At 43.4% G+C, this 25593-nt stretch carries 13 protein-coding genes; 5 read left to right on the top strand and 8 right to left on the bottom strand.

Going from position 1 to position 25593, the window contains the following annotated elements:
* Window positions 1-28: 28 nt before the first annotated feature.
* The 6 genes from Q0993_RS15940 to nagB form a co-directional block, all read right to left on the bottom strand.
* Entirely contained in the window at window positions 29-1105 is a 1077-nt protein-coding gene (locus Q0993_RS15940) for an anhydro-N-acetylmuramic acid kinase (RefSeq protein WP_299534876.1), read from the bottom strand.
* Window positions 1106-1249: 144 nt separating this feature from the next.
* Entirely contained in the window at window positions 1250-2182 is a 933-nt protein-coding gene (locus Q0993_RS15935) for a nitrilase family protein (RefSeq protein WP_299534874.1), read from the bottom strand.
* Window positions 2179-3789: a glycoside hydrolase family 3 protein gene (locus Q0993_RS15930; RefSeq protein ID WP_299534872.1), complete on the bottom strand. Its 1611-nt coding sequence runs from the start codon at window positions 3787-3789 to the stop codon at window positions 2179-2181. Before Q0993_RS15930 ends, Q0993_RS15935 begins: the two co-directional genes overlap by 4 nt.
* On the bottom strand, window positions 3782-5053 hold the full coding sequence (locus Q0993_RS15925) for an AmpG family muropeptide MFS transporter (protein WP_299534870.1): 1272 nt from the start codon (window positions 5051-5053) through the stop codon (window positions 3782-3784). Before Q0993_RS15925 ends, Q0993_RS15930 begins: the two co-directional genes overlap by 8 nt.
* Complete coding sequence (locus Q0993_RS15920) at window positions 5037-6560, bottom strand: family 10 glycosylhydrolase (RefSeq protein WP_299534867.1); 1524 nt, start codon at window positions 6558-6560, stop codon at window positions 5037-5039. The genes Q0993_RS15925 and Q0993_RS15920 overlap by 17 nt, the downstream gene beginning before the upstream one ends.
* A 136-nt stretch (window positions 6561-6696) precedes the next feature.
* Window positions 6697-8619, bottom strand: coding sequence for a glucosamine-6-phosphate deaminase (gene nagB, locus Q0993_RS15915; protein ID WP_299534864.1), 1923 nt, complete (start codon window positions 8617-8619; stop codon window positions 6697-6699).
* A gap of 282 nt (window positions 8620-8901) precedes the next feature.
* Here nagB and Q0993_RS15910 point away from each other — a divergent pair, with 282 nt between their 5' ends.
* Both Q0993_RS15910 and murQ read left to right on the top strand, forming a co-directional pair.
* A complete protein-coding gene (locus Q0993_RS15910; protein ID WP_299534862.1) occupies window positions 8902-9651 on the top strand; it encodes a DeoR/GlpR family DNA-binding transcription regulator in 750 nt (249 codons plus the stop codon).
* Between the two features lie 3 nt (window positions 9652-9654).
* Window positions 9655-10464 (top strand): N-acetylmuramic acid 6-phosphate etherase, encoded by an 810-nt coding sequence (gene murQ, locus Q0993_RS15905; RefSeq protein WP_299534860.1) that lies wholly within the window; start codon window positions 9655-9657, stop codon window positions 10462-10464.
* A gap of 49 nt (window positions 10465-10513) precedes the next feature.
* Here the strand turns inward: murQ and Q0993_RS15900 are convergent, their stop codons facing one another.
* Together Q0993_RS15900 and Q0993_RS15895 are read right to left on the bottom strand one after the other, a co-directional pair.
* Entirely contained in the window at window positions 10514-10918 is a 405-nt protein-coding gene (locus Q0993_RS15900; RefSeq protein WP_299534858.1) for a cytochrome c, read from the bottom strand.
* Between the two features lie 57 nt (window positions 10919-10975).
* Window positions 10976-12100, bottom strand: coding sequence for a PQQ-dependent sugar dehydrogenase (locus Q0993_RS15895; protein ID WP_299534855.1), 1125 nt, complete (start codon window positions 12098-12100; stop codon window positions 10976-10978).
* Between the two features lie 136 nt (window positions 12101-12236).
* On the opposite strand from Q0993_RS15895, the gene Q0993_RS15890 reads away from it, so the two are divergent.
* The 3 genes from Q0993_RS15890 to Q0993_RS15880 all read left to right on the top strand — a co-directional run bounded on the left by Q0993_RS15890 (window position 12237) and on the right by Q0993_RS15880 (window position 25576).
* A complete protein-coding gene (locus tag Q0993_RS15890; protein ID WP_299534853.1) occupies window positions 12237-20807 on the top strand; it encodes a T9SS type B sorting domain-containing protein in 8571 nt (2856 codons plus the stop codon).
* Window positions 20808-21121: 314 nt separating this feature from the next.
* Entirely contained in the window at window positions 21122-24325 is a 3204-nt protein-coding gene (locus tag Q0993_RS15885) for a VCBS repeat-containing protein (RefSeq protein ID WP_299534851.1), read from the top strand.
* A 9-nt stretch (window positions 24326-24334) separates the two neighbouring features.
* Entirely contained in the window at window positions 24335-25576 is a 1242-nt protein-coding gene (locus Q0993_RS15880) for a VCBS repeat-containing protein (RefSeq protein ID WP_299534849.1), read from the top strand.
* Window positions 25577-25593: the final 17 nt, after the last annotated feature.

Genomic DNA, 25593 nt, shown 5'->3' with positions numbered 1-25593 from the left:
GAAAGATCATCCAAAATGTTTATGGTTTTTAATTGGGTATAAATAATACACCACCCGAAGAATCCCGTAGCGCCCCGGTAACCGAACCCAACACATTTGCTTCATTCCTTAAACGCAATACACCCATAAGCGAAAAGACCAGGGCTTCCTTAAACTCGACAAGCTTTTTTGGAGGTATTATTACTTTGATATCGCGACCCAATTGAACTTGCAACTCTTCCATAAAAAATGTATTCAAGGCACCTCCTCCGGTTACAAAAAGGGTATTGTGCTTTTTGGTTTTATTGGCGTGTATCTGATTCGCAATTTGCTGACAGTTATGATGAATCGCCGTGTGTAACAGATTTTCGATGCTATCTTCTGTAGCATCTATTATGGGAACGATTTCTTCTATAAACCATTCATAACCTGTGGATTTGGGATACGGGAGCTGATAGTACTCCAGCGCATTGAGCTTTTGTAGCATCCCAGAGTTTAATGCTCCCTTTTTGGCCATTTTACCTTCGGCATCATAATTTAGTCCAATTTTCTGCGTAATATGGTTTAAAACCATATTGGCCTGGCCAATATCATAGGCTATGCGCTCTCCATTCTTTTCAAAGGAAACATTGCTAATGCCCCCTAAGTTCAAGCAAAAGTCATATTGACCAAAGAAAAGTCGGTCGCCAATAGGGACAAGTGGAGCTCCTTGACCACCAATGGATACATCATTCGTCCGAAAATCGGAAATAACCTTATGGCCACTGGCGTTGGCCAAATGTTGCCCGGAACCAATTTGAAATGTCAACCCTATTTCAGGCCTGTGGTGGGTGGTATGGCCATGACTGGCTATGATATCTACATCCAGATTAAACGCATTGATAAATGATCTCGTCTGTTCTCCCAACCAAGTACCGTACCCATTGTGCAGTACCAAGAGTTCTTCTGCCGAAAGATGGATGGAATCCTTAAGTCTGGATTTCATTTCCGGGGTATAGGAAACGCTCCTGGTTTCACTGATTTCAAACTCCCAATGGCCCTCTTGTAACCAAATATGGCAATAGGCCAGGTCCAGTCCGTCCAAAGAGGTCCCTGACATGAGACCGATTATTCTATGAATTTTCATCTAGTTATCTTTTTTGCTTAGATCTACCGCTAGCGCTACCGGCTACTATCAATATTTTCGCAGCTGGCGGGCAGGTTCTCACAAACAGAATTCATTACTTCGGTTAGTAAGCAAAAAATGAATTTTGTCTGTGCCCATTTCATATTATTTCATCCAAATGGGATTGGTTTCCGATTTATGATCGTATCCGATAATTTCCTTATACAATTCTGGTCTTCTTGCATTTTTATATCTCCATCCGGCTGATAGCTTTATCTTCTCCTTAGTTACTTTGGATATGGTTATATCATCATCAAAAGATTTTATCTCGGATAGCACCTCGCCATAAGGGTCTATAATCATGGAGTTTCCGTTCTTTAGATGCTCACCGTCATAACCAATGGGATTGCTGAAGGCATAATATACCCCATTGTCGTAGGCCCGGGCTGGTAACCATCGCATCAGCCATTGCCTACCTTTGGGACCATCGAATTCCAAACGTAAGGACACCGGGTCATCTTCCCTATTCGACCAATACTTATGGTCAACATAACCCCTTCCGGGCATGGATGAAGGTGTACAACCTGTTACATGGGGTGCAAATATGAGTTCGGCACCTAAGAGTGAGGTAGCCCTAACATTTTCAATGACGTTGTTATCGTAACAAATCAAGATTCCGCATTTCCATCCCAATAAATCAAATACTACATATTGATTCCCCGGTGACATGTATTGACTTATAAAGGGATGGAGCTTTCGATATTTAGCGATTACGCCCTCCTTGGTGACACAGATATACGTATTATAAATTTTACCGTTTTCTTTTTCTACCAATCCAGCCAAAAGGGGAATATCGTGATTTTTGGAAATCTGAATCAGCTTCCGGGTAATTTCTCCATTGGGTACTTCCTCCGCCAATGTATTTATTTCATCAAAGGTCAGGTCTTTGGTAAACGTATAGGCCGTAACCGACATCTCATGAAAACTTATCACATCGGCCTTCTTTGATTTTGCCTTTTGGGTCAATTCCTCAATAATGGATAAGTTATAGGCTTTATCCCCGTCCTTAGGTTGAAATTGGGCAACGGCTAAATTCATTTTTGAAATTCCTTATGGGTTATGGGCAGGTTACCCTTGGACTCTAGATTACCAAGGAAATGTTGTGCGGCCACTTCTTGGAACACCTTAAAATCTTGGTAGACCATAACAACTGCATTTGCATTTTCACTATCAATATGATTTAAAACATATGGATTCCCAAAAACATATAGTATCGTATTCTCAGTAGCGATCATTTCATTGATGAATTCCAACTCTTCCTTTGATAATCCAAATTTGTTGGTCGGCTTTATCTGAGGTGGAAAAAGGGCCAAAAGAATATTTTTTTTGGCTGTTATCAGCTTAGTATCATCAACTCTTTCAAATTTTGGAAAGGTGGAGTAATCGAATTCTTTGCCTTTACCGATCAATTCAAAAAACAAGTTATCAGTGGAACGGGATATCTCAATCCCCAAAAAATTAGCGGCACTAAATTCTCGTATTTTAGATTCAGTCCCCTTTAACAAGGTGAGACTTTTCTTTGCCAACCTTGTGTTAAGTCCAACACTAGATTCAAGATTAGGGCTTGAGCTCGTTTCGTGAATGCTGAAAACTCGCTTTTTTAGCTTCCAAATACGCTCAAAACTTTCCTGGATCTGATCGGGGGTGGCATTTTCTAGAATGGTTTCAATGCCCTCTTTGGGATGTTCGGCAAAACATAGGATATCGTTTCCCGCATCAAAGGCCAACCATTCCAATTCTCCTTGTTTCGGATAGTTTTTGGAAACGGCATGCATATTCAGTGCATCTGAGATAACGAGACCTTCAAATCCCATTTCTTCCCGAAGCAATCCTTTGATGATGTCCTTGGATATGCTTGAGGGAATAGGCGTGCCATGAGCCAAACTGGGAACCGAAAGATGACCCACCATTACCGAATCTACACCTTCATCAATCAGCTTTTGAAAGGGATATAATTCGTTCTCCAGGAGTTCTTGTTTTGACTTATTAATAAGTGGAAGTCCTAAATGGGAGTCCGTGGCAGTGTCCCCATGACCTGGAAAATGTTTAATGCTAGTGAGCACACCTTCACTTTGCGAACCTTTTATAAAGGCCATGGTCTTCTCTAGGACTGAGTCCTTGTTCTCCCCAAAAGAACGATACCCGATTACTGGATTGTCCGGATTGTTGTTGATGTCCGCTACTGGAGCCAAATTCCAATGAATACCTGCTGCCTTGCAATCCCGGGCTATATTTTGGCCTACCTCAAAAATCAAATCATCATTATCTTGAATGGCACCCAAGGTAATGGCATAAGGGTATTGCGGGGTATTTTCGATTCGCATGGCAAGCCCCCATTCGGCATCAATGGCAATAAGCAAAGGATATTTTGCTGCCTTTTGATAGCGAGAGATCAATTGCTTCAATGTATCAAAGCTGTCTTTATAATAGATGACCTCTTTTTTGCCTTCATAGTTGGTCGCCGCACTGGCACGGCTATGGAAAAAGCAAATTCCACCAATGTTATGCTCCGTTATGAGCCTTTCCAATTTTTGAATTTCGACTTCCGTATCATTGATAAAGGCCGCCGGCATGAATAACTGACCGATTTTTTCGGTCTGTGAAAGTTGTCCAGAAGCCCATTTATGAATACCCTTTTTACTCATTTCCCATAGTTTTTTTACCATAATCGGCAGGGTACTTTAGATATTTCAGTAGAAAGAGTGCGGGCAATGCCGCAATGACTACCCAAATAAAGAAACCACTATAGCCCAACCAACTCTGCATATAACCACTTAACATCCCCGGTAGCATCATGCCTAAGGCCATAAACCCCGTGGCAATGGCATAATGGGAAGTTTTGGATTTCCCCTCGGCAATATATATGAGGTACATAAGAAAGGCTGCAAAGCCGAATCCATAGCCAAATTTCTCAAATACCACGGTCGCCGTAACGGCGATAATATGATCGGTATGGGTGAAGGCTAAAATAGCATAGAGTATGTTCGGAATGTTGAGGGAAAGCACCATAGGGAGCATCCATTTCTTTAAACCATCGCGAGAAATAAGGATTCCGCCCAAAATTCCACCGGCAGAAAGCATTATTACACCTACCGTTCCGAAAATGGTTCCCAATAGTTCCGTGGAATATCCCAAACCTCCCTTTTCATGGGGATCCAGTAAGAATGGTGCGGCCATTTTTACCAATTGTGACTCTCCCAAACGATAGGTGAGTATAAAGGCCAAGGCAATACCAATATTCGGCTTTTTAAAAAAGGATATGAACACCTCCAAGAATCCCTTGGGTTTGTCCAGGGCTATTGAGGATGAGGATTCGTATTTCGGAGTAACCAGGAAATTGGAAACAGTCAAAGCCAGCATTAGAAAAGCAGTAGCAGTCATGGTAATGCTCCAGGCCTTGGTATTGTCTCCGTAATGATTTTCCAAAAAACCGGCAAGAATAACGATTAATCCTTCGCCGGTAACCATGGCCAATCTGTAAAAAGTGCTGCGTATACCTACGAAGAAGGACTGTTTTTTTTCACTAAGCCCAATCATATAATAACCGTCCGAGGCGATGTCATTGGTAGCGGAAGCAAAGGCCGCCATCCAAAAACAGGCCAAGGTGGTTACAAAGAACAAATTGGTGGGCAAACTTAGGCCCACACCCAAAAGTGCCAATGCGATGACCAATTGCATGGCCAAAAACCAATTTCGTTTGGTACTCCTAAGGTCAACGAATGGGCTCCACAAGGGTTTTATTACCCAAGGTAAATACAACAAGCTGGTATACAGGCCTATATCGTCATTGCTAATGCCTAGCTTTTTATACATGATTACCGATACGGTAACTACTATGACGTAAGGTAGCCCTTGGGTAAAGTATAAAATAGGCACCCAGGCCCAGGCCCGTTTATCTTTTTGAATCATCTCGGTCAGTTTGGTCTAAATGTATGACAATCGGTTCGCTTTCCCTACCGAATCTATCAAGAAAGGTAAGCGCTATGTGTTTTCTTCCCTTTACCAATTCCTTGTCGATTTCAATTTGATTCTTAGTGCCGACATAAATTCTGGCCAACAATTTCTTTATAGGATATTCTGAATCTGCCTTTTTTCCTGAAGCATAACATAGCAAGAAAGGATATGCTTTTGAATTACTAAGATTTATTCGGAGGGTACCTCTTCCACTATTGGTGGAAATTATGGGGATTTCAGTTTTGGGAGGCAAATTTGCCCAAGGCGAGATTGGCGTAAGTGCGTCCAAGGCATAGTATTTTTTCTTGAGGTAGTCTACCACATCCAAGTTATTTTGCATTAGGCTTTTGGCACTGAAAAGCACATTACCTGCAACAACATCATTTTTTCGCGCCAGTGATAACTGATCGGGAAGCTCTTTTTTTCGGTTCCACGCCTCGTCGCTATTATTACGGATTTTATAAGCCCCATTTCCAATATACAGATTGGAATTTTGCGTATTGCGGGACCACCAATCTACGATTTTGCTGTGTGATGCAACGGGAAGTTCCATACTCCAATACACTTGCGGAACAAGATAGTCTATCCAACCTTTCTCCATCCAAAGCAGTGGATCCGCGTATAAATCTTCGTAGGTGGTCTGTCCGGCCTTGGTATCCGATCCCCGTGGGTCGGTAGATTTGTTTTTCCAAACCCCAAAAGGACTCACGCCAAATTGTATCCATGGTTTTTTGGATTTAATAGATCGGTGCACATTCTTAATGAGGGAATCCACATTGCTCCTTCGCCAATCTTCCAGTGATTGATTACCAAGGTGATTGGAAGCATAGGACAGCGAATCATTAAACACCTCACCTGGAACTTTATAGGGATAGAAATAATCGTCAAAATGAATGGCATCAATTTCATACTTCGTGACTAGTTCTTCCATCAGTGATACGAGATGCTTCCGCACTTGGGGTAATCCAGGGTTATAATAATACTTTTTGCCATAACGTATCATCCATTCCGGATGTAGATAATAATCATGGGTAGGACTTAGGATTTCCGTATTAAGATCAAAGGTGGCGCGGTATGGGTTGAGCCATGCATGGAATTCCATTCCCCTTTTGTGGGTCTCCTCTATCATCCATTCCAATATATCCGTGCCAGGTGCTTTGCCTTCCTGGCCGCTCAAAAAACGAGACCACGGTGCGTGCCTCGATTCATAAAAGGCATCCCCAGCCGCCCTTACCTGAACAATGGCCGCATTGAAGGAAAGATCCTTGTAGAAATCCAAAATGTTCAAATAATCTTCTTTTTGTTTTTCTAGGGTGTCCTTTCCACTTTTGGGCCAGTCTATATTAACGACGGTGGCAACCCAAAAACCGCGAAACTCCCTTTTAGGTTGGGGAATCGGATTGAAGATACTGCAGGAAGTAACCAATAGCGGAATAAGAAGAAAGTATATTTTTCCTGGCATTGTGGTTTTTCACAAGATTTTGATAGATGAAATTGCCATTCCGAGCCATTGGGGATTTCCTCACATATGCAGCTGTTTGGGAAATCCTCAATTATACCCGGAATGACAAAAATGCTGGGCTTTATGGCAAAAGACCCTATTCCATTTTATAACGGACAAAAGCCTCCATGGCCGCGTAATCTGCTAGGCCTAAAGCGTTGTATTTTGCCGCGGTATCTTTGTTGCGTTCTTCAGCGCGCATCCAGAACTCCCTTGAATCCTCACCTTGGAACATAACACCATCCTTTTGGGATTGATGGCAAAATATGGCATTACGCTTACGAAGTACCTGATCTGGGCTCATGGGAACGGCCATTTCTATTTGGTCCACATCCCATTCATGCCAAGCACCACGATATAGCCATAACCAACAATCCTCCATGAAGGGTTCTGATTTTAACTTTTCCATAGCTTTAAAAACGGCATCCAAACAAACTTTATGTGTGCCATGCGGATCGGCCAAATCTCCCGCCGCGTACATCTGGTGCGGTTTTACTGTCTTGATGATATCCATCATTATTTCAATATCCTCATCGGATAAACTGTTTTTTTTGATGGTTCCCGTCTCGTAGAACGGCAAATCCAAAAAATGAACATTGGAGTCGTCCAAGCCTAAATAACGAGTAGCTGCATAGGATTCGCCCCTTCTGATGTTACCTTTTAACTTTCTAACTTCCAGAGAGTCTATGCTACTTTCTTTTTTGGATTTGATAGAGTCGATAATGGTCTGTGCTTCTTGCGAAGGGGATATTCTTTTGGAAATTTCGGCATATCGCAAGGCATCTTTATCGGAAACTGCTATGTTACCGGAAGTTTGATATGCCACATGAACTTCATGGCCCTGGCCCACCAATCGATCAAATGTCCCGCCCATGGAAATCACATCGTCATCTGGGTGTGGGCTAAAGATAATGACCCTTTTTTTGGCGGGTATGGCTCGCTCTGGCCTTTTGGTATCATCGGCATCAGGTTTGCCTCCAGGCCATCCGGTAATGGTATGCTGAAGTCGGTTGAACATACGTATGTTCAAGTCATAGGAATCCTCTTGGGCCAATAGACCGGACATGCCGTTATCATTATAGTCTTTGTCGGTAAGGTGAAGAATTGATTTGTCAGTCTTACTGCACAACCAGACTACTGCCTTGGCAGTAAGGCCATCTGTCCAATCCAACGACTCATCCACTAACCAAGGTGTCCTATTTCTGGTAAGCTCGCTACCTGCCGCTTGATCCAGGACGAATGTACAGTTCTCATGTTCTTGTAAATAAGTCGCTGGAACATGGGAGGATATTTCTCCTTCTATCGTCTTTTTTAGAATACCTGCTTTGTTTTGACCCCAGGCCAATAAAACTATTCTCCGTGCATTTCTAACCGTGGCAATTCCCATAGTAATAGCTTTTCGGGGCACATTATCAATACCCAGAAATGCCGGGGCTGCATCCACTCTTGTAATATGGTCCAAGGTAATTACGCGGGTACCGGAATTGTAGTGCGAGCCTGGTTCGTTAAAACCTATGTGCCCTGTACGGCCTATACCAAGTAACTGAAAATCAAGTCCTCCAGCCTCTTTTATTTTTCGTTCATAGGCCAAACAGTATTCCTTGGTTCTTTCCGATGATATCATCCCATCCGGAATATTGATGTTTTCCGGCAATATATCCACATGATGAAACAAGTGTTCGTGCATAAAGTGGAAATAGCTCTGCCTATTCTCCTTGTCCATAGGCAAATACTCGTCCAAGTTGAAGGTAATTACGTTTTTAAAACTTAGTCCTTCTTCCCGATGCATCCTCACCAGTTCATCGTAAACACGGATTGGGGAAGATCCGGTTGCAAGACCTAATACACAGGCTTTGCCTTTGGATTGTTTTTTTCGAATCAACTCTGCAATTTCCTCAGCTACATTGGCCGAGGCCTCATCGGAGCTTTCAAAAATCACATTGTGGATCTTTTCAAAACGTGTTTCCTCAAACTGTCCCGCGGGTTTGTAGGATATATCCTTTTTTTTGATTTCTATCATGATTTCAGCTAATTTTTCAGGTCCATTTAATTGCAATTTTTTGCTTTTTGTCTTTATTGGCAACCCATGTGCCAAGAGTTTTTGGATATTGCCGCAAAGGTAATAAATAAAACATATATATGCGGTATTTTGCTATTTATTTTGCTGTTTTTTGCCATAATCAATACTATTTAATGCTTTATTTACGGTTTATTAACATTGAACACCCTTAAAAACAGTAAAAAACAGCATATCGTTTTATTTCTTATCTTTGCCTTTATAATGTAATTGCACTTGCTTTTTATGCTAAAAGAGGAAAGACAGCGGACCATATTAAATGAAGTTGAGTTGCACAACAGGGTACAATTGACGGATATAGCCGAGATTTTGGACGTTTCCATCGATACGGTGCGAAGGGATGTTAAGGAACTTGATGCCGAAAATAAGCTAAGAAAAGTTCATGGCGGGGCTGTTTCGCTGGGATTTATTGGTAGCAGTACCCGAAGCACAAATGTCTATGCGCTTGACCGTAAAATCAAAATTGCTGAAAAAGCGGTTACCTTGCTAAGGGATGGAGGAGTAATTTTTATTGATGGAGGTACTACTTGTATGGAACTGGCGAGATTGATACCGGCCAGGCTTCAATTGACCTGTTTTACGCTAAGCCTTCCCGTGGCCATGGAATTGATTTCCAAACCTAATACGACCGTTATTTTCATTGGTGGTGAGGTCTCCAAGGATGCCCAGATTTCCATGGGGGCAAGTGCCATTCATAGTCTATCGGAAATTCAGGTCGATTATAGCTTCATTGGCACTGGCTATGTCGATTCTCTTTATGGATTGACTGAATTTGATTGGGATATTGTACAAGTCAAAAAAGCAGTGATAAAGTCCTCAAAAAAAACGGTACTTTTGTCCATTTCCGAAAAGTTGAATTCCCAGCATCGCTACAAAACATGTGATATCAACGCTATTAATACCATGATTACGGAGTTAAATCCGGAAAACAATCTTTTGAACCTTTTTAGAAACCACGATTTACGCATACTTTAAACCATGGAATACAAAAAAATTACGGAGACGCCTTCGAACTACGACCATCTGGAACAAATGGATACAACATCCATCCTTACCAATATGAACAAAGAAGATCAAAAAGTGGCCGAGGCGGTCGCTTTGGCAATTCCCCAAATTTCCAAATTGGTGGATGCATTGGCAGAACGGTTTTTAAAGGGAGGCCGACTTTTTTACATTGGTGCCGGAACCAGCGGAAGATTGGGTATTTTGGATGCCTCCGAAATTCCGCCAACCTACGGAATGCCCCATTCACGTGTGATTGGTCTCATGGCCGGGGGGGATATTGCCATACGAAAATCGGTGGAACATGCCGAAGACGACACCCAACAAGCCTGGAAAGATCTCATGGTCCATGATATCAATACAAATGATGTGGTTGTGGGCATAGCCGCCTCTGGAACTACACCTTACGTAATCGGGGGTATACAGGATGCGAAGACCAATGGTCTTTTGACAGCTGGAATAACTAATAATCCTGGTTCACCTTTGGCTGTAGAGGCGGATATTCCGATTGAAATGAATGTAGGTCCTGAATTCGTAACGGGAAGTACACGAATGAAAAGTGGTACATCCCAAAAATTAGCCCTAAATATGATTTCGACTGCGCTAATGATAAAAATTGGCAGGGTAAAGGGAAACAAGATGGTAAATATGCAACTTAGCAACAACAAGTTGGTAGATCGGGGTACTCGATATGTATCCGAAGGGTTGGGTGTGGGTTATGACGAAGCTAAAAAATTACTTGAAAAATACGGTTCCGTAAAGAAGGCACTGGAAGGGGAGCGCTAAAAAAAGCCTGGGCATTATGGATTATTACTCTCGGCCTGATTACTTTGCACTAATCCTCTAGGATTGACTCGACTTCTTTCACAGTAACCATTTCATCCGAAGTGTTTCCCCAGGAATTTAAGATAAAATTCATGACATCTGCAATTTCTTCATCTTCCAGTCCCATGGGAGGCATGGCATTGTTGTAGATAACGCCGTTAACCATAAGTTCGCCTTGTTGACCAAATTTAATACCACGAATACTTTCTTCACGATAGGTCAGTAAGTAATCGGAACCGTCCAAGGGAGGAAAGGTGTTGGCAACACCTTCACCCGTCCCTAGATGACAGGTAATGCAAAAATCCTGATAGATTTCGCCTCCACGCTCCATACTTTCTTTCAACTCATTATCTTGAAACAAAGAGAGTGCTAGGCCTGTAATGGCTAAAAGATATACGAAAAGAAATGTTTTCATGAAAAAAACGAATGTAGTCAAGGGTTTGTCTGCCGCAGTGGGAAGATGAAAATGTGATCAACTACCTTTAGGCACCAATTTGTAAATTCCCTTACCTTCAACAGAGACATATATTAAACCATCTGGTCCTTGTTTTACATCCCGAACACGACCTATATCTGGCATTAACTTCTCTCGATTTACCACTTTGTTCCCGTTGAGTTCCAATCGTTCCAAATATTGAAAGGCCAGTGAACCTACCAATATACTACCTTTCCAACTTCCGTAATTGTCAGTGCTTACAAAGGCCATCCCACTCGGCCCTATGCTGGGCACCCAATAATGCACGGGTTGTTCCATGCCTTCCATTTCGGTTTTATCCGTAATTGGAGTACCGCTATAATTTATGCCATAGGTTATTACCGGCCATCCATAGTTGGCCCCTTTTTGGACCATATTGATTTCGTCACCACCTTTAGGCCCATGCTCATTATCCCATATTTGCCCTGTTTCTGGATGTTTGACCAAACCCTGTGGGTTTCTGTGACCATAACTAAAAACAGCTGTTTTGGCACCACTGTTGTTTACAAAAGGATTGTCACTAGGAATGCTCCCATCATCCTTTAAGCGATAAATTTTGCCTCCATCCCGCTTAATATCCTGCGGGTTTACGTCACGATTACCTCGATCACCTACCGAAAAATAGAGATAACCCTCATCATCGAACACGATGCGCGAGCCGAAATGTTGTCCTTTAGTCGTATTTGGAACCGCTTTGTATAACAATTCAATATCCGTCAACGCGTTATTGGTCAGTTTGGCCCTAATCAAAGCGGTATTCCCTCCTTTATCTCCACCTTCCTCTGAGGAATAGGTGATATAGAGCCATCCATTATCCTCATAGCTGGGATGGGGTTCTATATCCAATAATCCACCCTGACCTCTTTGGTACACCTTGGGCACATTGCCGATTTCCGTCTTTTTCCCGTCCTTGAAGTGAATCAGTTCCCCGGATTTTTCAGTAACTAACATACTTCCATCAGGAAGGAAGGCCATGCCCCATGGAATCTCTAGTCCATCGATTAAAAGTTCGGCCGTAAAGGGAACTTCAGAAGGGACATTTACCTGATTTTCAGCATCCTGAGCACAAGAAAAATTGAGCGATACAACGATTAAATACAGGCATACAATACTATTTTTCATATTTTGACGTTAAAAGAAATATTATAAGGTACCAATTTTGTCTAAAGATAAATAGAAAATATAAGTTTAAACAATTACACTGAAGAATATTCTGATCCCAAATCATGCATATTCTTGCCAAAACTTTACTTAACCTATGCTCCCAAGAAAACCAAGGCATACCCTGTATGCCCTACTATTGATAGCGCTGTCAATAGTATGTACATCGGCCGTAGCAAACACAAAAGTTTATAGTTTTCTAAGTGATGTTGTCTCCGTATTGGAAAAACCCATTTCAGAGAAAGGGAATTCCAAAATTGAAACCTCCACGCTAAAGACTTCCAATTCCTATGCCGCGACGAATGTCGATTCCGGTGAAATGACCGCTCCACCCATGTTTATGACTATTATCCAAGGAGCGGATGAAGAGGTAGGATGTAGTACCAATGGATTGACCGTTGCCAGATTCAATCTTTGTGGAGATTCTGACGATAGAACAATTTCCTTAGCTGGAAGTCCAGGTTCCGTTTCTTGGCAAATTCTAAACGGAGGCTGTTCACCGGATATTAACGAAGATTGCCCAAATACCAATACGGGCTGTTATACCCAGGTGGCCACAGGTTCCACTTTTAATTTAACGGCAAGTAGTATTCCTGCCACTACGGGAGCTGAGTTCAGGGTCGTTGCAGATGGTACCAGTTATTACTTCAAAGTAAAGAAAAGTACCATTACCCAGACCTTTGTAAAAAATGACTTTATCTGCGGGGTACCAGGAAGGATTCAAGTTACCAATCTTTCAAGTGCCTACGAATTTAGTATAGACGACGGCGGTGGGTTTGGACCATGGCAAGGCCCTATTTTCGATAATCTTACCCCAGGAACTTATATTGTCAAGGCCCGATTGAGAAATACCCCAAATACATGTGAATACCCATATCAGCCAATTACTATCGATCAACTGGACATTGATATCGATGTTACCTTTACCGATGCCCTTTGTGCGGGGGACACAGGTACTATTACTGTAACGGCCAACAATGTTCCAGGACCCTTCAAGTATACCTTGCTCAATTCCAGTGGCGTAGCCCAGGAGTTTACGGCTTTTATACCGGATAATCCATATACTTTTTCCGCAGTAGGATTTGGAACTTATATCGTACAGGTGGAAACGCAGCAATGTACCGGGGATCCATTAAATGGTATTGATCCCCCACGACAAAGTCTGGACACCGGTGGTAATCCTATAGTCATTGGAAATGGACTTACACCATTGGACGCTTCCACCGAGGTCAATGAAAGTTTTAACACCGATCCGAGTTGTAGCCCGGCCGATATTCCGATTATTGTGCGTACATCGGGAGGTTCTCCTCCTTATACATTTACGGTAAATGGAGGTGCGCCAGTGCCTACCCCAGTACCGTATCCTTATACCACCCAGACCGAATTTAGGGTCACTACAGCCGGCACCTATGACTTTGTCATTACCGACAGTAATGGATGTACGATAAATGCATCGGCCAATGTTGCAGAATTAGACCCTCCTGATATTACTGCTACTGGAGTGGATGGTGATTGTACCAACGGAGGAAACCGGATAAATATTAACGTTATTGATGCTAATGGGTATAATCTTTCCTTTAGGGCCGATCCGGCCGATCCTTGGGATACGAATCCCATCCTGCCGGTTCCAGATGGTACATACAGCCCTCAAGTACGTTATCAACAAGGTACATTTGATTGTATCTTGGACATAGATTCCGATGATGATGGTACACCTGATAGCATTACGGTGACCGGAGTAGGCCCTATTGTGGGCTCTGCAATAAAGATTTCCGACCGTACCTGTGATGGTTCCGGAGGTACAAATGGAGGACAAATCGATTTTGTCGGCCCATTTTCGGGAGGTTCAGGAAGTGGATATGTGTTCAGTATAGATGGATTGAATTTTTCGGCAACCCTTTCATATCCCGGTTTGGTACCGGGAACCTATACCCCAATTATTGAAGATGGAGGCGGTTGTCGCGTAGAACTTACGCCAATAACCATTCTGGATGTAGATCCTCCAACGGATATTGATTTTGTACAAAGTAATAGCAACTGTACTACTAGTACATCGGACGTGCAGTTGGTTCCCACGAGTAATGCACCTATTGTCAATTACTCCATCATAAGCCCTGTAACCTTCGATAACGGCGCCAGCGATACCTTTGTAGGCTTGAGTACAACAACTTCGTATATTTTTCAGATAACGGATGCCAACAATTGTATTTATCAGGAAGGATTTAGCCCAGCCCTGATAAGCTCTATTCGGGCCAGGGTAAAATCTGGAGGTGATTTAAGGGTTTGTAATGGAGCTACGGATGGCTCGGGTACCTTTTTAATTGACGGTTTTGCCAACAATTATACATATGATATTAATGGAGGACTTTTTACCGGAGGTCCCCAAAATGATGGAGAGGTCATTCTACCTCCCTCCGGTGCCGGGACTTATACGATAACGGTAACGGATGTGGACACGGGTTGTACCGATACGGCTTCTTTCGATATACAGGAATCTTCTTTGTTGACCTTGACCGGTACGATTACCCCAATGAGCTGTGCCAATAACAACCTGGGAAGGGTAGTGGCCAACCCATCAGGTGGATGGGGAGGTAATCGTTATACGCTAATATACCCCGGAGGAGCGACTACCATAGGACCAAAATCTGGACCTACTTTCGGAAATCTTAGCCAAGGAACGGATGCCTTGGACCCATTGGATGTTTATACTTTAATAGTGGAAGATTCCGAAGGTTGTACGGCTACCTTTGAATTTGACCTCACCCCAATAGACGCACCGGTACTGGCATTGGATCCGGTTGCTTCGGACTTTTGTTATGTTCCGGGTCCGGGAGCTACGGTCGCCGTCACCTCCACGGCAGGTACCGCGCCAATTGCGAGTCACCAATATAGAATAAATGGCGGACCGTTACAGGCAAGTCCTGTATTTACAGGAATAGCACCGGGTAATTACACCGTAGAGGTAGTGGATGGAAACAATTGTAGCGATACGGTTAGCATGACCATCAATCCGCAGTTACGGGTAAGTGCAAGCATTGAGACCGAAATTCCCTGTGGCGGTGCCCCTGGTCAAATCAGGGTGGTGGTAACTGGAGGCTACACTTCTGGAGCCGGTCCAAAGCAATATGAGGTTAGTTCGGACAATGGGGTAAGTTTTGGTGCTCCCATTCCACTGGCATCCAATAATTTCCTACATGATACCACTACACCTGGAACCTATGTGTTCCGCGTATCCGATAACAATACTACAAATAGTGCTTGTACGGCTTCATCAGTCCCCGTGATTCTTAATCCACCGGTATCCATCGACCCGGCAACGGTTAATGTTACCCCGGCTAGTTGTGGACAGAATGATAACGGTATCGTTACCATAATCCCGGATGCTACAAGTGGCATACCCCCATATGAAATAAGTTTTAATGGCGGACCTTTTGGTTCTCAGTCCACTTTTTCAAATCTTATTGCCGGAAATACATATCCCTATATCGTAAGGGATGCCCGAGGATGTGAAACGCTTCCTGCTTCGGTGCTTATTCCACTTGACGGAACCCCACCACCAGACGCGACAGTATCGCCTGTATTGGCTACATGTTCCAGTGGAGTAGTAGAAGGTGGTGTTCAAGTTACCGGCGTAGCGGGAGGTACTCCGGACTTTACCTACATATTACAAGATCAGTTTGGGTTTGAACTTTCCAGAATAGGCCCAACCTCAAGCACCAGCGAAACTTTTAGCAATTTAATACCGGGAGTCTATACTGTGGTAACCGTAGATGCCCTTGGTTGTCGGGATACGGATACGGTAACGGTAGTTCAGACCAGTTTGGATGTTGTTCCGGATCCCGTTGTCCCGGTCTGTGACGTCAGCGGTTTCAGCAATACGGTCGAAATTATTGGAGGGGTGGGGCCCAACTTTCTAATCCGTTTGGAGAATGATCCATTACCGCCGGTGACCCCTAATTCGCCGCCAAGAAGACATACCTTTTCCGGATTGCAATATGGGGTTACCTATACAGTCGAAGTAACCGACTTGGGCACCAACTGCGTGTATTTGGTAGAAATACCACCAGTTGATGGTCCTACTGCCTTGGATGTATCCGCGGTGTCCACCGCAGGATTTTGTGATGTAAATCGCAACGGTGAGATTATTTATACCGTTACCGGGTTTGCTATTGGAGATGATTTGCGAATCGAATTGTTGAACAATGGTGATGGTACTAGAATAGATCTCCACAACCCAGTAACTACTGTGGCCGATCCTTTTGTGGATAACACGTTGCAACTTCCAGGCGATTATCAAATTATTGTGACCAATTTAACGGATAATTGTACGGATGCCACGGGTGTGATTATTGATCAAAATTTACCGTCCATTGATATCTTGAACCTAACTCCTGCCAACTGTAACGCGGATGGTGCAATTACGGTACAGGGAAGCGGTGGGGCCGGTGGCCCTTATACCTTTGCCTTTATGCCTGTTTCGGTTTCCCCGACCCCGGGCGATTTTGGTACAACCACAACTTTTACCGGGCCTGCCGGAAATTATGATGTGTACGTGATGGATGTAAGTGGATGTACTTCTTTTGCCATCGCGGAGATTATACCCCTATCCCCGACATTGCCTACACCGACCTTTATCGTTGAAAATCAGTGCGATGTTACTTCCACCTCATTTGATATTGTTGTACAGGTTCCGTCCACTGTGGATACGCCAAGGTTTACTTTGGGAGGTGATACTCAATTTGGGGTATTGAACGGGGCCGGTACTTTATTTGAATACACGTTCAATGTGAGTACTCCCGGGGATTATATAGTGGATGTCATAGATGCGGATGGCTGTACCAGTCAGGGCACGGCAACGGTTTATGAATTTCTCTCGGCCTCGGGCGGATTTTCCACACTGTCTACATGTAATGCCGCAGATGGGGTTATTACGATTTCTACTGTAGGGGGAAGTGGAGATTTTGATTTCGATCTTACAGGAACAGACTATTTGGGTGGTGGTGTTAATATTACACAGACCAATAACCCGGTATTTACAAATATGCTGCCCGGTAGCTATCAGGTTACCGTAACGGACAATATCGTATTTGATGGTTCCATCTTCTGTTTCTTTACGGTAAACAATATTAACCTGGACCAGGCCATAGTTCCCGTAATTGGTGCTGTTTTGGAAAACGATATATCCTGTAACGGGGCCAATGATGGTAGTATCGATATCATATTGGCACCAGGGACGGACGCTGATGCCCCTATGGAGTATACCTTGTATAATGCAGGTACAACGACTCCGATTATACAGCAGAACGGATCAGGTTCGTTTACAGGAATAGCACCGGGGAATTATGATGTTGTTGTGCGTTCTGCCCGAAATTGTACGGTAACGGCTCCGAATATTCAAATTGATGAGCCTCCTGTTTTCTCCATAACGGCCAGTGCCCCCGATTTTGCCTGTGAGCCCGGTGCAAATCGATTTAGCTCAACTACCATCACCACTACAGTCGTTGATCCGGGGACTGTTGGAAGCGGATACCAATACAGCATTACGGGGCATTCCAACTATCAAACTTCGCCAACTTTTGAAATTGTGGATAATGGGTCGGTTCAAAACATTACGGTATATGCCATTGATGGCAATGGATGTAGGCACGAGTTTACATTACCACCGATTAATCCTCCTACCGATGTGGTACCTACAATAATTCAAATAGATCCTCTGAATTGTAGGGATGATGAACGTGTGAGAATTCAGGTAATCGGGACAACGGATTTTACCGTAAGTGCAATTTCTGCCGTTGCCGCAGGTCCATGGACCAATACTCCAGGTAATGATTACGTAGATGTATTCTTGCCGGCAACGGGTGATTATTTGTTTGAGGTTCAAGATAACATCGGAGGTTGTGCGTACCCCATGCCGGTACATACGGTCAACGAACCTATTGCACCAACCGTGGTTATCGCAGAGGCGAAACCGATAAGCTGTTTTGGTGCAAGCGATGGGGAGCTTTCTATCGAAGTTACCGATTATACTGGACAATACACCTATAATGTATATAGTGGAAGTGATCCAGGGAAGACTACCATATTGGCAACCGGAACTTTGGACACGGCCAATAACCCCGAAATCATTGCGGGACTTCCTGGTGGAAATTTCTTTGTAGAGGTTATTTCAACAGCCATGCCTTTCTGCTCTGCGGATAGTAATGCGGCCACCATTAGAACGCCCAATGGCGTTTTGGATGTTACGGCCATTGAAGTCGGCAACGTGAGTTGTAATGATAATACAGGAAGAATAGAGGCCACAGGAACCGGAGGTTGGGATTCCTCCCCCTACCAATATCGTTTATTACGGGATGACGGTTCGGGTTATCAAGAAGTAGTAGCTTTTTCGGCAAATAGCGATTTCCAAAACCTGTCCAGTGGCGATTATAGGGTAGAAATACAAGATGTTGAAAATTGTACGGATACTTTTGACATCAATCTACCCGCGGTTCCCCAAATCGATGCGGGTATACGGGAACCTCAGGCCCTGGTCTGTCCCAACGGTAACAACGCCATTTTAGAGGCTTACGACCCCAGTACGGGAGACGCCACAACCGCTATTGCCGGTGCAACCGGTGGAGTGGCAGGAGCAGGATACAATTATAGGTTGTTGTATTTGAACAGTAATGATAATACGGATATAGTCTCCACCAGTGGTTTACAAAGCTCCCCTACTTTCATCGGGGCCAGTGGTGGTTTCATCAGTGGGGGTTGGTACGCAATTGAGGTATCATCCAGTTATGACTGTATTTTCGTTACACCTCCCTATTTTGTAAGCCCTCCACCACCGGTAGAACCTAGACTGGTACAAACCAGAGTACCAGGTTGTGGGGGTCAAGGTGAGATAGAGCTAAGGATAGAAAACCCAGATCCTTTATTTACATACGAATTTCAACCGGTTGAAAATGGTGTTGTAGTTGGACCTTATCAGGACATGACGGGAACCTCTCAACGTTTCCCCGGGGATGCTGGAATCACGTATCAATTTGACGTTCGCAAAAAGAACGCCGCCAACACTTGTTTGGCCGTCCGCTCCAATGGTATTACTATGACCGATGCCACGGGCATTACCTTATTGCCCAATTTGCCGGACGATATTTCATGTGCTTCGGAATTGGACGGCAGGATTGAGTCCTTCGTAAATGGTGGAGTGGGCAATGACTTGTTCTATTTGTACAATGGTGATCCTCAGGATGCTTTTAGTCCGGCTGCCACGGCAACTTTGTTTAGAGGACCTCAGGGCAATGGTACTTTTGAAGGTCTCCCGGAGGGTACGGATTATTACATTGCTGTTACCAGTGGAGCCAGCTGTAGTGATATTGCCGGTCCCTTTGAAATCGTTAGACCTGATCCTATTCTGTTTACCGCGGATTCCACGCCGGTTAGTTGTAGTGGTGAGGAAGATGGAACTGTAACCATTGAAGTGACCAGTGGTGGAGTGGGATTGATACAATTTGCCATAGAGCCTAATTTTAATGAATTCTTCAGTGACCCCGCTACTCCGGGAATATACACTTTTGACGAATTGGCCGTAGGAGATTATGAGATTTTGATCCAGGACGAAAATGGTTGTTTTGAGAAGGATGTTATTTCGGTAATGGAACCACCCACTTTGCAAATAAGTAATTTGCAGACCACCCCTGAACTTTGTATCGGGGCCAATGATGGCACGGTAGTGTTCAATATTGTTGGAGGTACACCATTTAATGACCCACTGATAAGTCCTGCTCCATATTTTGAATATAAGATCGAAATGATAGATCCAGTTAATGAAACAGGTACTGGGGTATTTGCGCCTTATGACGGTGGGATTATCCAGAACCTTCAAGGAGGTGCCTCCTATGCCCTATATATTCAGGATGCCAATGGATGTGATACTTCTGATGTATTTACTATCGGTATTGGTGTGGACCTTACTGCGGAACCCATAGTGCAATATGGTTGTGAAGGTATTTTCCCCAACAGTACCGCTACCGTTGAAATGCAGGATAGCAGCTTGTTGCCAAGGTTGCTGTTCGCTTTGGATGTTGATGATATTACCCAAGCGGATGCCACTAGGACCTGGGCCGATTTACCACCCGGAGACCATACCGTTTATGTCTACCACGAGAATGGTTGTACTAATTTTGTGGAATTTAGTATCGATGCCTATGATCCATTGACGCTTACAGCTATAAAAACTGGGCCAGATGAAATTACAGCTACGGCTGAGGGAGGTTTTGGCGGATACGAGTTCTTTTTCGATGGGGAGTCCTACGGAACTGAGAATATCTATACGACCAATGTAAGCGGAACAGTGGAAGTACGCGTGGTAGATCAAAACGGCTGTGTGGCCGTGGCCCCGATCCCATTCCTATTTACCGGTATGTTGGAAATCCCTAATTTCTTTACACCGGACGGGGATAATAACAATGACCTATGGGTAATCAATGGGCGGGAATTTTTCCCTAATATTGAGGTCAAGATTTATGATCGTTATGGTAGGGTAGTAGCGATTTTAGATCAAGTAAAAAACTGGGACGGCACCTACGAGGGCAGTGAACTTCCAACAGGGGATTACTGGTATGTCGTAAATCAAAATGATGCCAGAAACACACGCTACGTAGGACACTTTACGCTATATAGATAGCTATTACCAAAAAATCTACAGTCTAATTGCAGGTGGGCATTTTTGAAATGTCCACCTTTTTTGTTCTTATTTTTCCGTATCTTATTTTGATAAAATGATACCAAGCTTGCAAGGTGGTTTTTAGTATTTTCATCTTTTCGAAGTATTTTGAAATTAAAAAAACCGATATAATGTTTTTAACGGAATGCTTTACGGGCTTAATCAGGGCATTGTTGAAATACTTCTTTGGAGAAAGGGCCTTTTAGCCCGATTTAGAGGAATAGAACACGGAATCCTTTTCAAACTGAAATGCAACAAATTTTGAACACCGATAAATGAGAATCAAAAAATTCATTCTTATCCTTTGCACAATTAATATCGCGACGAACTCCCTTTCACAACAAGATATTTTAGAAGGATGGACCTATATTCAGATAGACAGTACAAAACAAATGTGGGGTGATTGGAACGAACCCAATTGGCTGCGATACTTTGGATTGGATGCTGGGGATGTAAACAATGATGGTAATCTAGATATCATATCCGGGAGGTACGTTTATCATAATCCTGGAAAGGGAATGGAAGGTCATTGGAAACGGACGGTTCTGGATGATAATGTGGATGCCATTCTTTATCTAGACGTGGACGGTGATCCCTATGGGGACATCATCGCAATGGCCTTACCGAATTTATACTGGTATGAAGCCCTGAATACCGAAGGAACTAAGTATAAAAAACGTTTGATCGGTAAGGTGCCTGCTACAAGCCATGTTAACAGTCAAGGTTTTGAAAAGGCAGATTTGGTCGCTACTGGGCGTTCCGAGTTTGTTATTGCGGGAAATGGAAATATTTACGCCATTTCAATACCGGAAGCCAATGCCGATACCGTTAATTGGGAGGTGCATATGATCTGTGAGAATACTTCGGATGAAGGCATAGGGGTAGGGGATATAGACGGAGATGGCGATTTGGATATTGCAGCCGGTAGAAGGCCGGATGGCGAAGATGAACCAAAAATTTTGGTTTGGTATGAAAATCCGGGAAGTATTGAAACACTTTGGGAAGAGATCATAGTGGGCCGCAGTGAACATCCCATAGACAGGGTTGAAGTTGCTGACTTGAATGGAGATGGCAAGACAGACATCGTTGTAACGGAGGAACGTTATCCAGGACTGGAACCGGATGCTAATTTTTGGTGGTTCTCCCAAGAGGATCTAAGTAATTGGGAGCGCCATAGAATAGTTACCCAATTTTCCATCAACAATTTGGATATTACGGACCTCGATCGGGATGGGGACATTGATTTGCTCACTGCCGAACACAAGGGAGAAAATTTGGAACTACAACTATGGAAAAATGACGGAAAAGGAAATTTTAGGAAGACTGTAATCGATACGGGAAAGGAAAATCATTTGGGAACCCAATTCGTAGACTTGGACAATGATGGCGATTTGGACATTATAGGTTCGGGTTGGGACCAACATAAATATATGCATGTCTGGAGAAATGATGCCGTAAAATCCTTAAAATCGGGAATGTTATTCAAGGAATATCCATGGGTTCCAGAAATGGTAGGTGACCGTGGTAAATTTCTACGTGTTGGTGGAAAATTGGATTATGCCAGTAATGCGGACCATTTTCCCGAAGATGGACATAAAGATGGCTTTATTCCCCTAAATCAGGAATTGGACCTTGAGAATGCTATAAGCGCTGAAGTCATCGTAGAAAGAGTGCAATCCCATGAGGACACCAAGGATTTAAAAATACAGTTTAACAATGGAAAACCGTTAAGGTTACCCGAACCAGGTACCATTCCCAATCCTCCAACGGACTACATGTTCCATGCCAATGTACGTGCTTCCATACCACTTTCCGATTTAAGGCAAGGACTTGATAATCATTTCAAGCTTACCGTGGCCAAGGAACAATCCTGGGATTGGCCCCAGAATTTGGTATATGGCATCGTACTTCGAGTGTATTACTCATCCGACGAAAAAAAAAATCCTATAGCCAAGATTTCCGGGATACGATCCAATGAAGTTTTGGGTAATAACGTCATCCTCTCCCTAGCCGGGGAACAGCTTGGGGAAATCACCTCTGTGGACTACATAGGGCATTTTGAAGATGTAAACGTGCAAGGGGACGGAAGGTATCGACAGTGGCAATATAAGCACTATAGGGGAAAGCTTGGTAAGTCTATAGGAAGCTCTTCCAAAGCTCCTTTTGAAGTCGTTTGGAATACGGAATGGATTCCCGATCAAAACGGCCCTCTAACGGTAACGGCCCTGGTAGGAGACAATAAGGGGTTTACACATGTTCTTCCGTTTATTGAAAACCTTTCTCTCAAAAGAGAACACAGCGTTCTCTTGGCGAAGCCCTATGCCCAGGAACCTTTTTGGACAACACGTGATGGGGAGCATTCCCAGCTATTTGATATTCCTTTTCAAACATCCAAGGACGATAATGTGGAATTATACTGGACCAGTTGGAGTCCCTGCTATTCAGAAGGGATGGAAGTTAATGGAATTGTACAAGAAAATAATGCGGACTTACCTTGTTATGATGCCTATTGGCATACTGAAAAGCTAAAGAATATGACTTCCTTGAAGCGTGGGGAAAATCGTTTAAAAACGTTGAAAACGCCCCTTCATAATGGAAAAATGGTGCACGGTATGGAAGTTCAGTGGCCCGGTATAATGGTGAAGGTCAGAAGGGAAATACCTTTAAAAAATGCGATAGCAATCTCTGAGGGCATCTATGAAAATAGGCCACACTTTATTATACACGGTAAAGGGGCCACATACTATTTCGATAAGGCGGGTGGAGGGTTTTCCAGAATATTGGACAGCTATGGGAATGACTGGGTAAGCTACAAGACAGAACCATGGGATCAATACCCCGCTTCTGCAGCATCAGCCTTTCGTGGACTTCCCAACCTAGTCTTCAAATCGGAAAACGACAAAGGAGCAGGTCACCCTGGACATGATAAATGCGTCTCGGAGATTGTATCGGAAAATAAGATCAGGACAAGGACAAAAAGTGGTTTTTGGGAATGGGAATGGACTTTTTCGGAAGACCATGCCGTTTTGGAGGTTTTGAGCACGGACGGCACACCGTATTGGTTTTTGTATGAAGGAACACCGGGTGGGTCATTTTCACCGGAAGTTTCGACCTATGGAACAGACCGCTCTGGGCCAAGTTCACAAATTCCTGATTTTTATAAAGGGGATATCGATTTTAACAACTTTCGTTGGGCCTATTTCAATAAAAAAGGTTTGGACACCACCTTTTTCGTGGCTCAAATCAACGCGGATGGGCATACGGATATGATGTCCTATCTTGGTAATACCTCGGAAGGCGCAAAGAGCAAGGATGGAATGACGGTATTCGGTTTTGGTCGAGGAGAAAATACTACACCACTCTTAAAGGGAAAAAACTCATTTATCATTGGGATGCAAAATTTTGCCGTCACCGATGAGAGGAATCATCAAAAAATAGCGGAATACATCAACAAATTAATCAAAGACCATAATCACTAAATAGAAGTAATGAAAAAAGATGTCACCTATGTTTTCCTATTAGGATTTTTGGCAATGACAGGAATTTTCCAATCGTGTAAGCAAGAAAAAAAGAAGGAAGCTACGACCGAATCCGTTGCAAAAAAGCAGCTAGCTTTTCAACAGCGCAAAATTGTGGATAGTGCTAAATATTGGTGGGCACATACACCAGTGGATATAACAGGGGATGAGATTGCCGACTTACTTTTCATCAACAACAATTCCGGAGGAGGTTACTTGGGGTACTACAAAGGACAGAAGGAAGATGGACTTTGGGAATTGGAGATTATAGCTGAAAAACCTATTACTGGAGGACTTTTTGCGAGCGGTGAACTTGAGGCTGCCGATATGGATGGTGATGGGGATACGGATGTCTTTGCAGTGAAACATCCTGGTGAATGGGCGGATGCGGGCGCAACCGCAGAGATTTTTTGGTATGAAAATAGTAATGGAACTTGGAAACCACATACCATAGGAACGGCGCCCGATGCCATAAAGGATGTAAGCTTTGCCGATTTTGATTCCGATGGCAAATTAGATATGGCACTTTTAACTTTTGACGAGCATACCTTGAGCATTTTTCGACAAGAAGACCGCGATACTTGGCAACGAGTACAATTTATTGAGAATGAAGTACTGCATGAGGGTATGGATGTAGGAGATTTAAATAAGGACGGGCATCCCGATATTGTAGCAACAGGAATGATTTATTATAGCCCAGGTTCGGATTTGTCACAACCTTGGGTAGAAGAGAATCTGGACGAACAATGGAACAATCAAGAAGGGGACTGGTCCCGAAATGGAACAAAAACGTTCGTCCGGGATGTAGATGGGGATGGAGCGGCGGAAATCTATATGGGGCATTCCGAACGGGCAGGGTATCCCTTAGTGGTCTACAAGAGGTCTGGGGATTCTTGGGACAGTGTAACCATTTCGGATAGCATTCCGGCATGTCATACATTACAGGTACATGATTTCGATTTGGATGGAGATTTTGATATTATGGCCGGTATTAATAAGGGCAGGGCCGTAAATTTGGACAAAACGAATTTTGATGTTTCCATATTTTTAAATGAAGGCGATTATACGAACTACAAGGAAATGGTAATCGAGACCAATGGCATTTATAATGGACAGGCCATTGATTACGATGGGGATGGTGATATGGATATCTTCCGATATCCGGACCATGAGGCCACGGACTTTTTTATTTTGGAGAATCAAATAAATTAAACTCGATATTCGAATTA

Origin of the sequence: Ulvibacterium sp. (assembly GCF_028285715.1) — a bacterium.
Taxonomy (GTDB): domain Bacteria; phylum Bacteroidota; class Bacteroidia; order Flavobacteriales; family Flavobacteriaceae; genus Ulvibacterium.
Note: the sequence above shows the minus strand (reverse complement) of the source record. Positions and strands in the feature narration are given on the sequence as shown.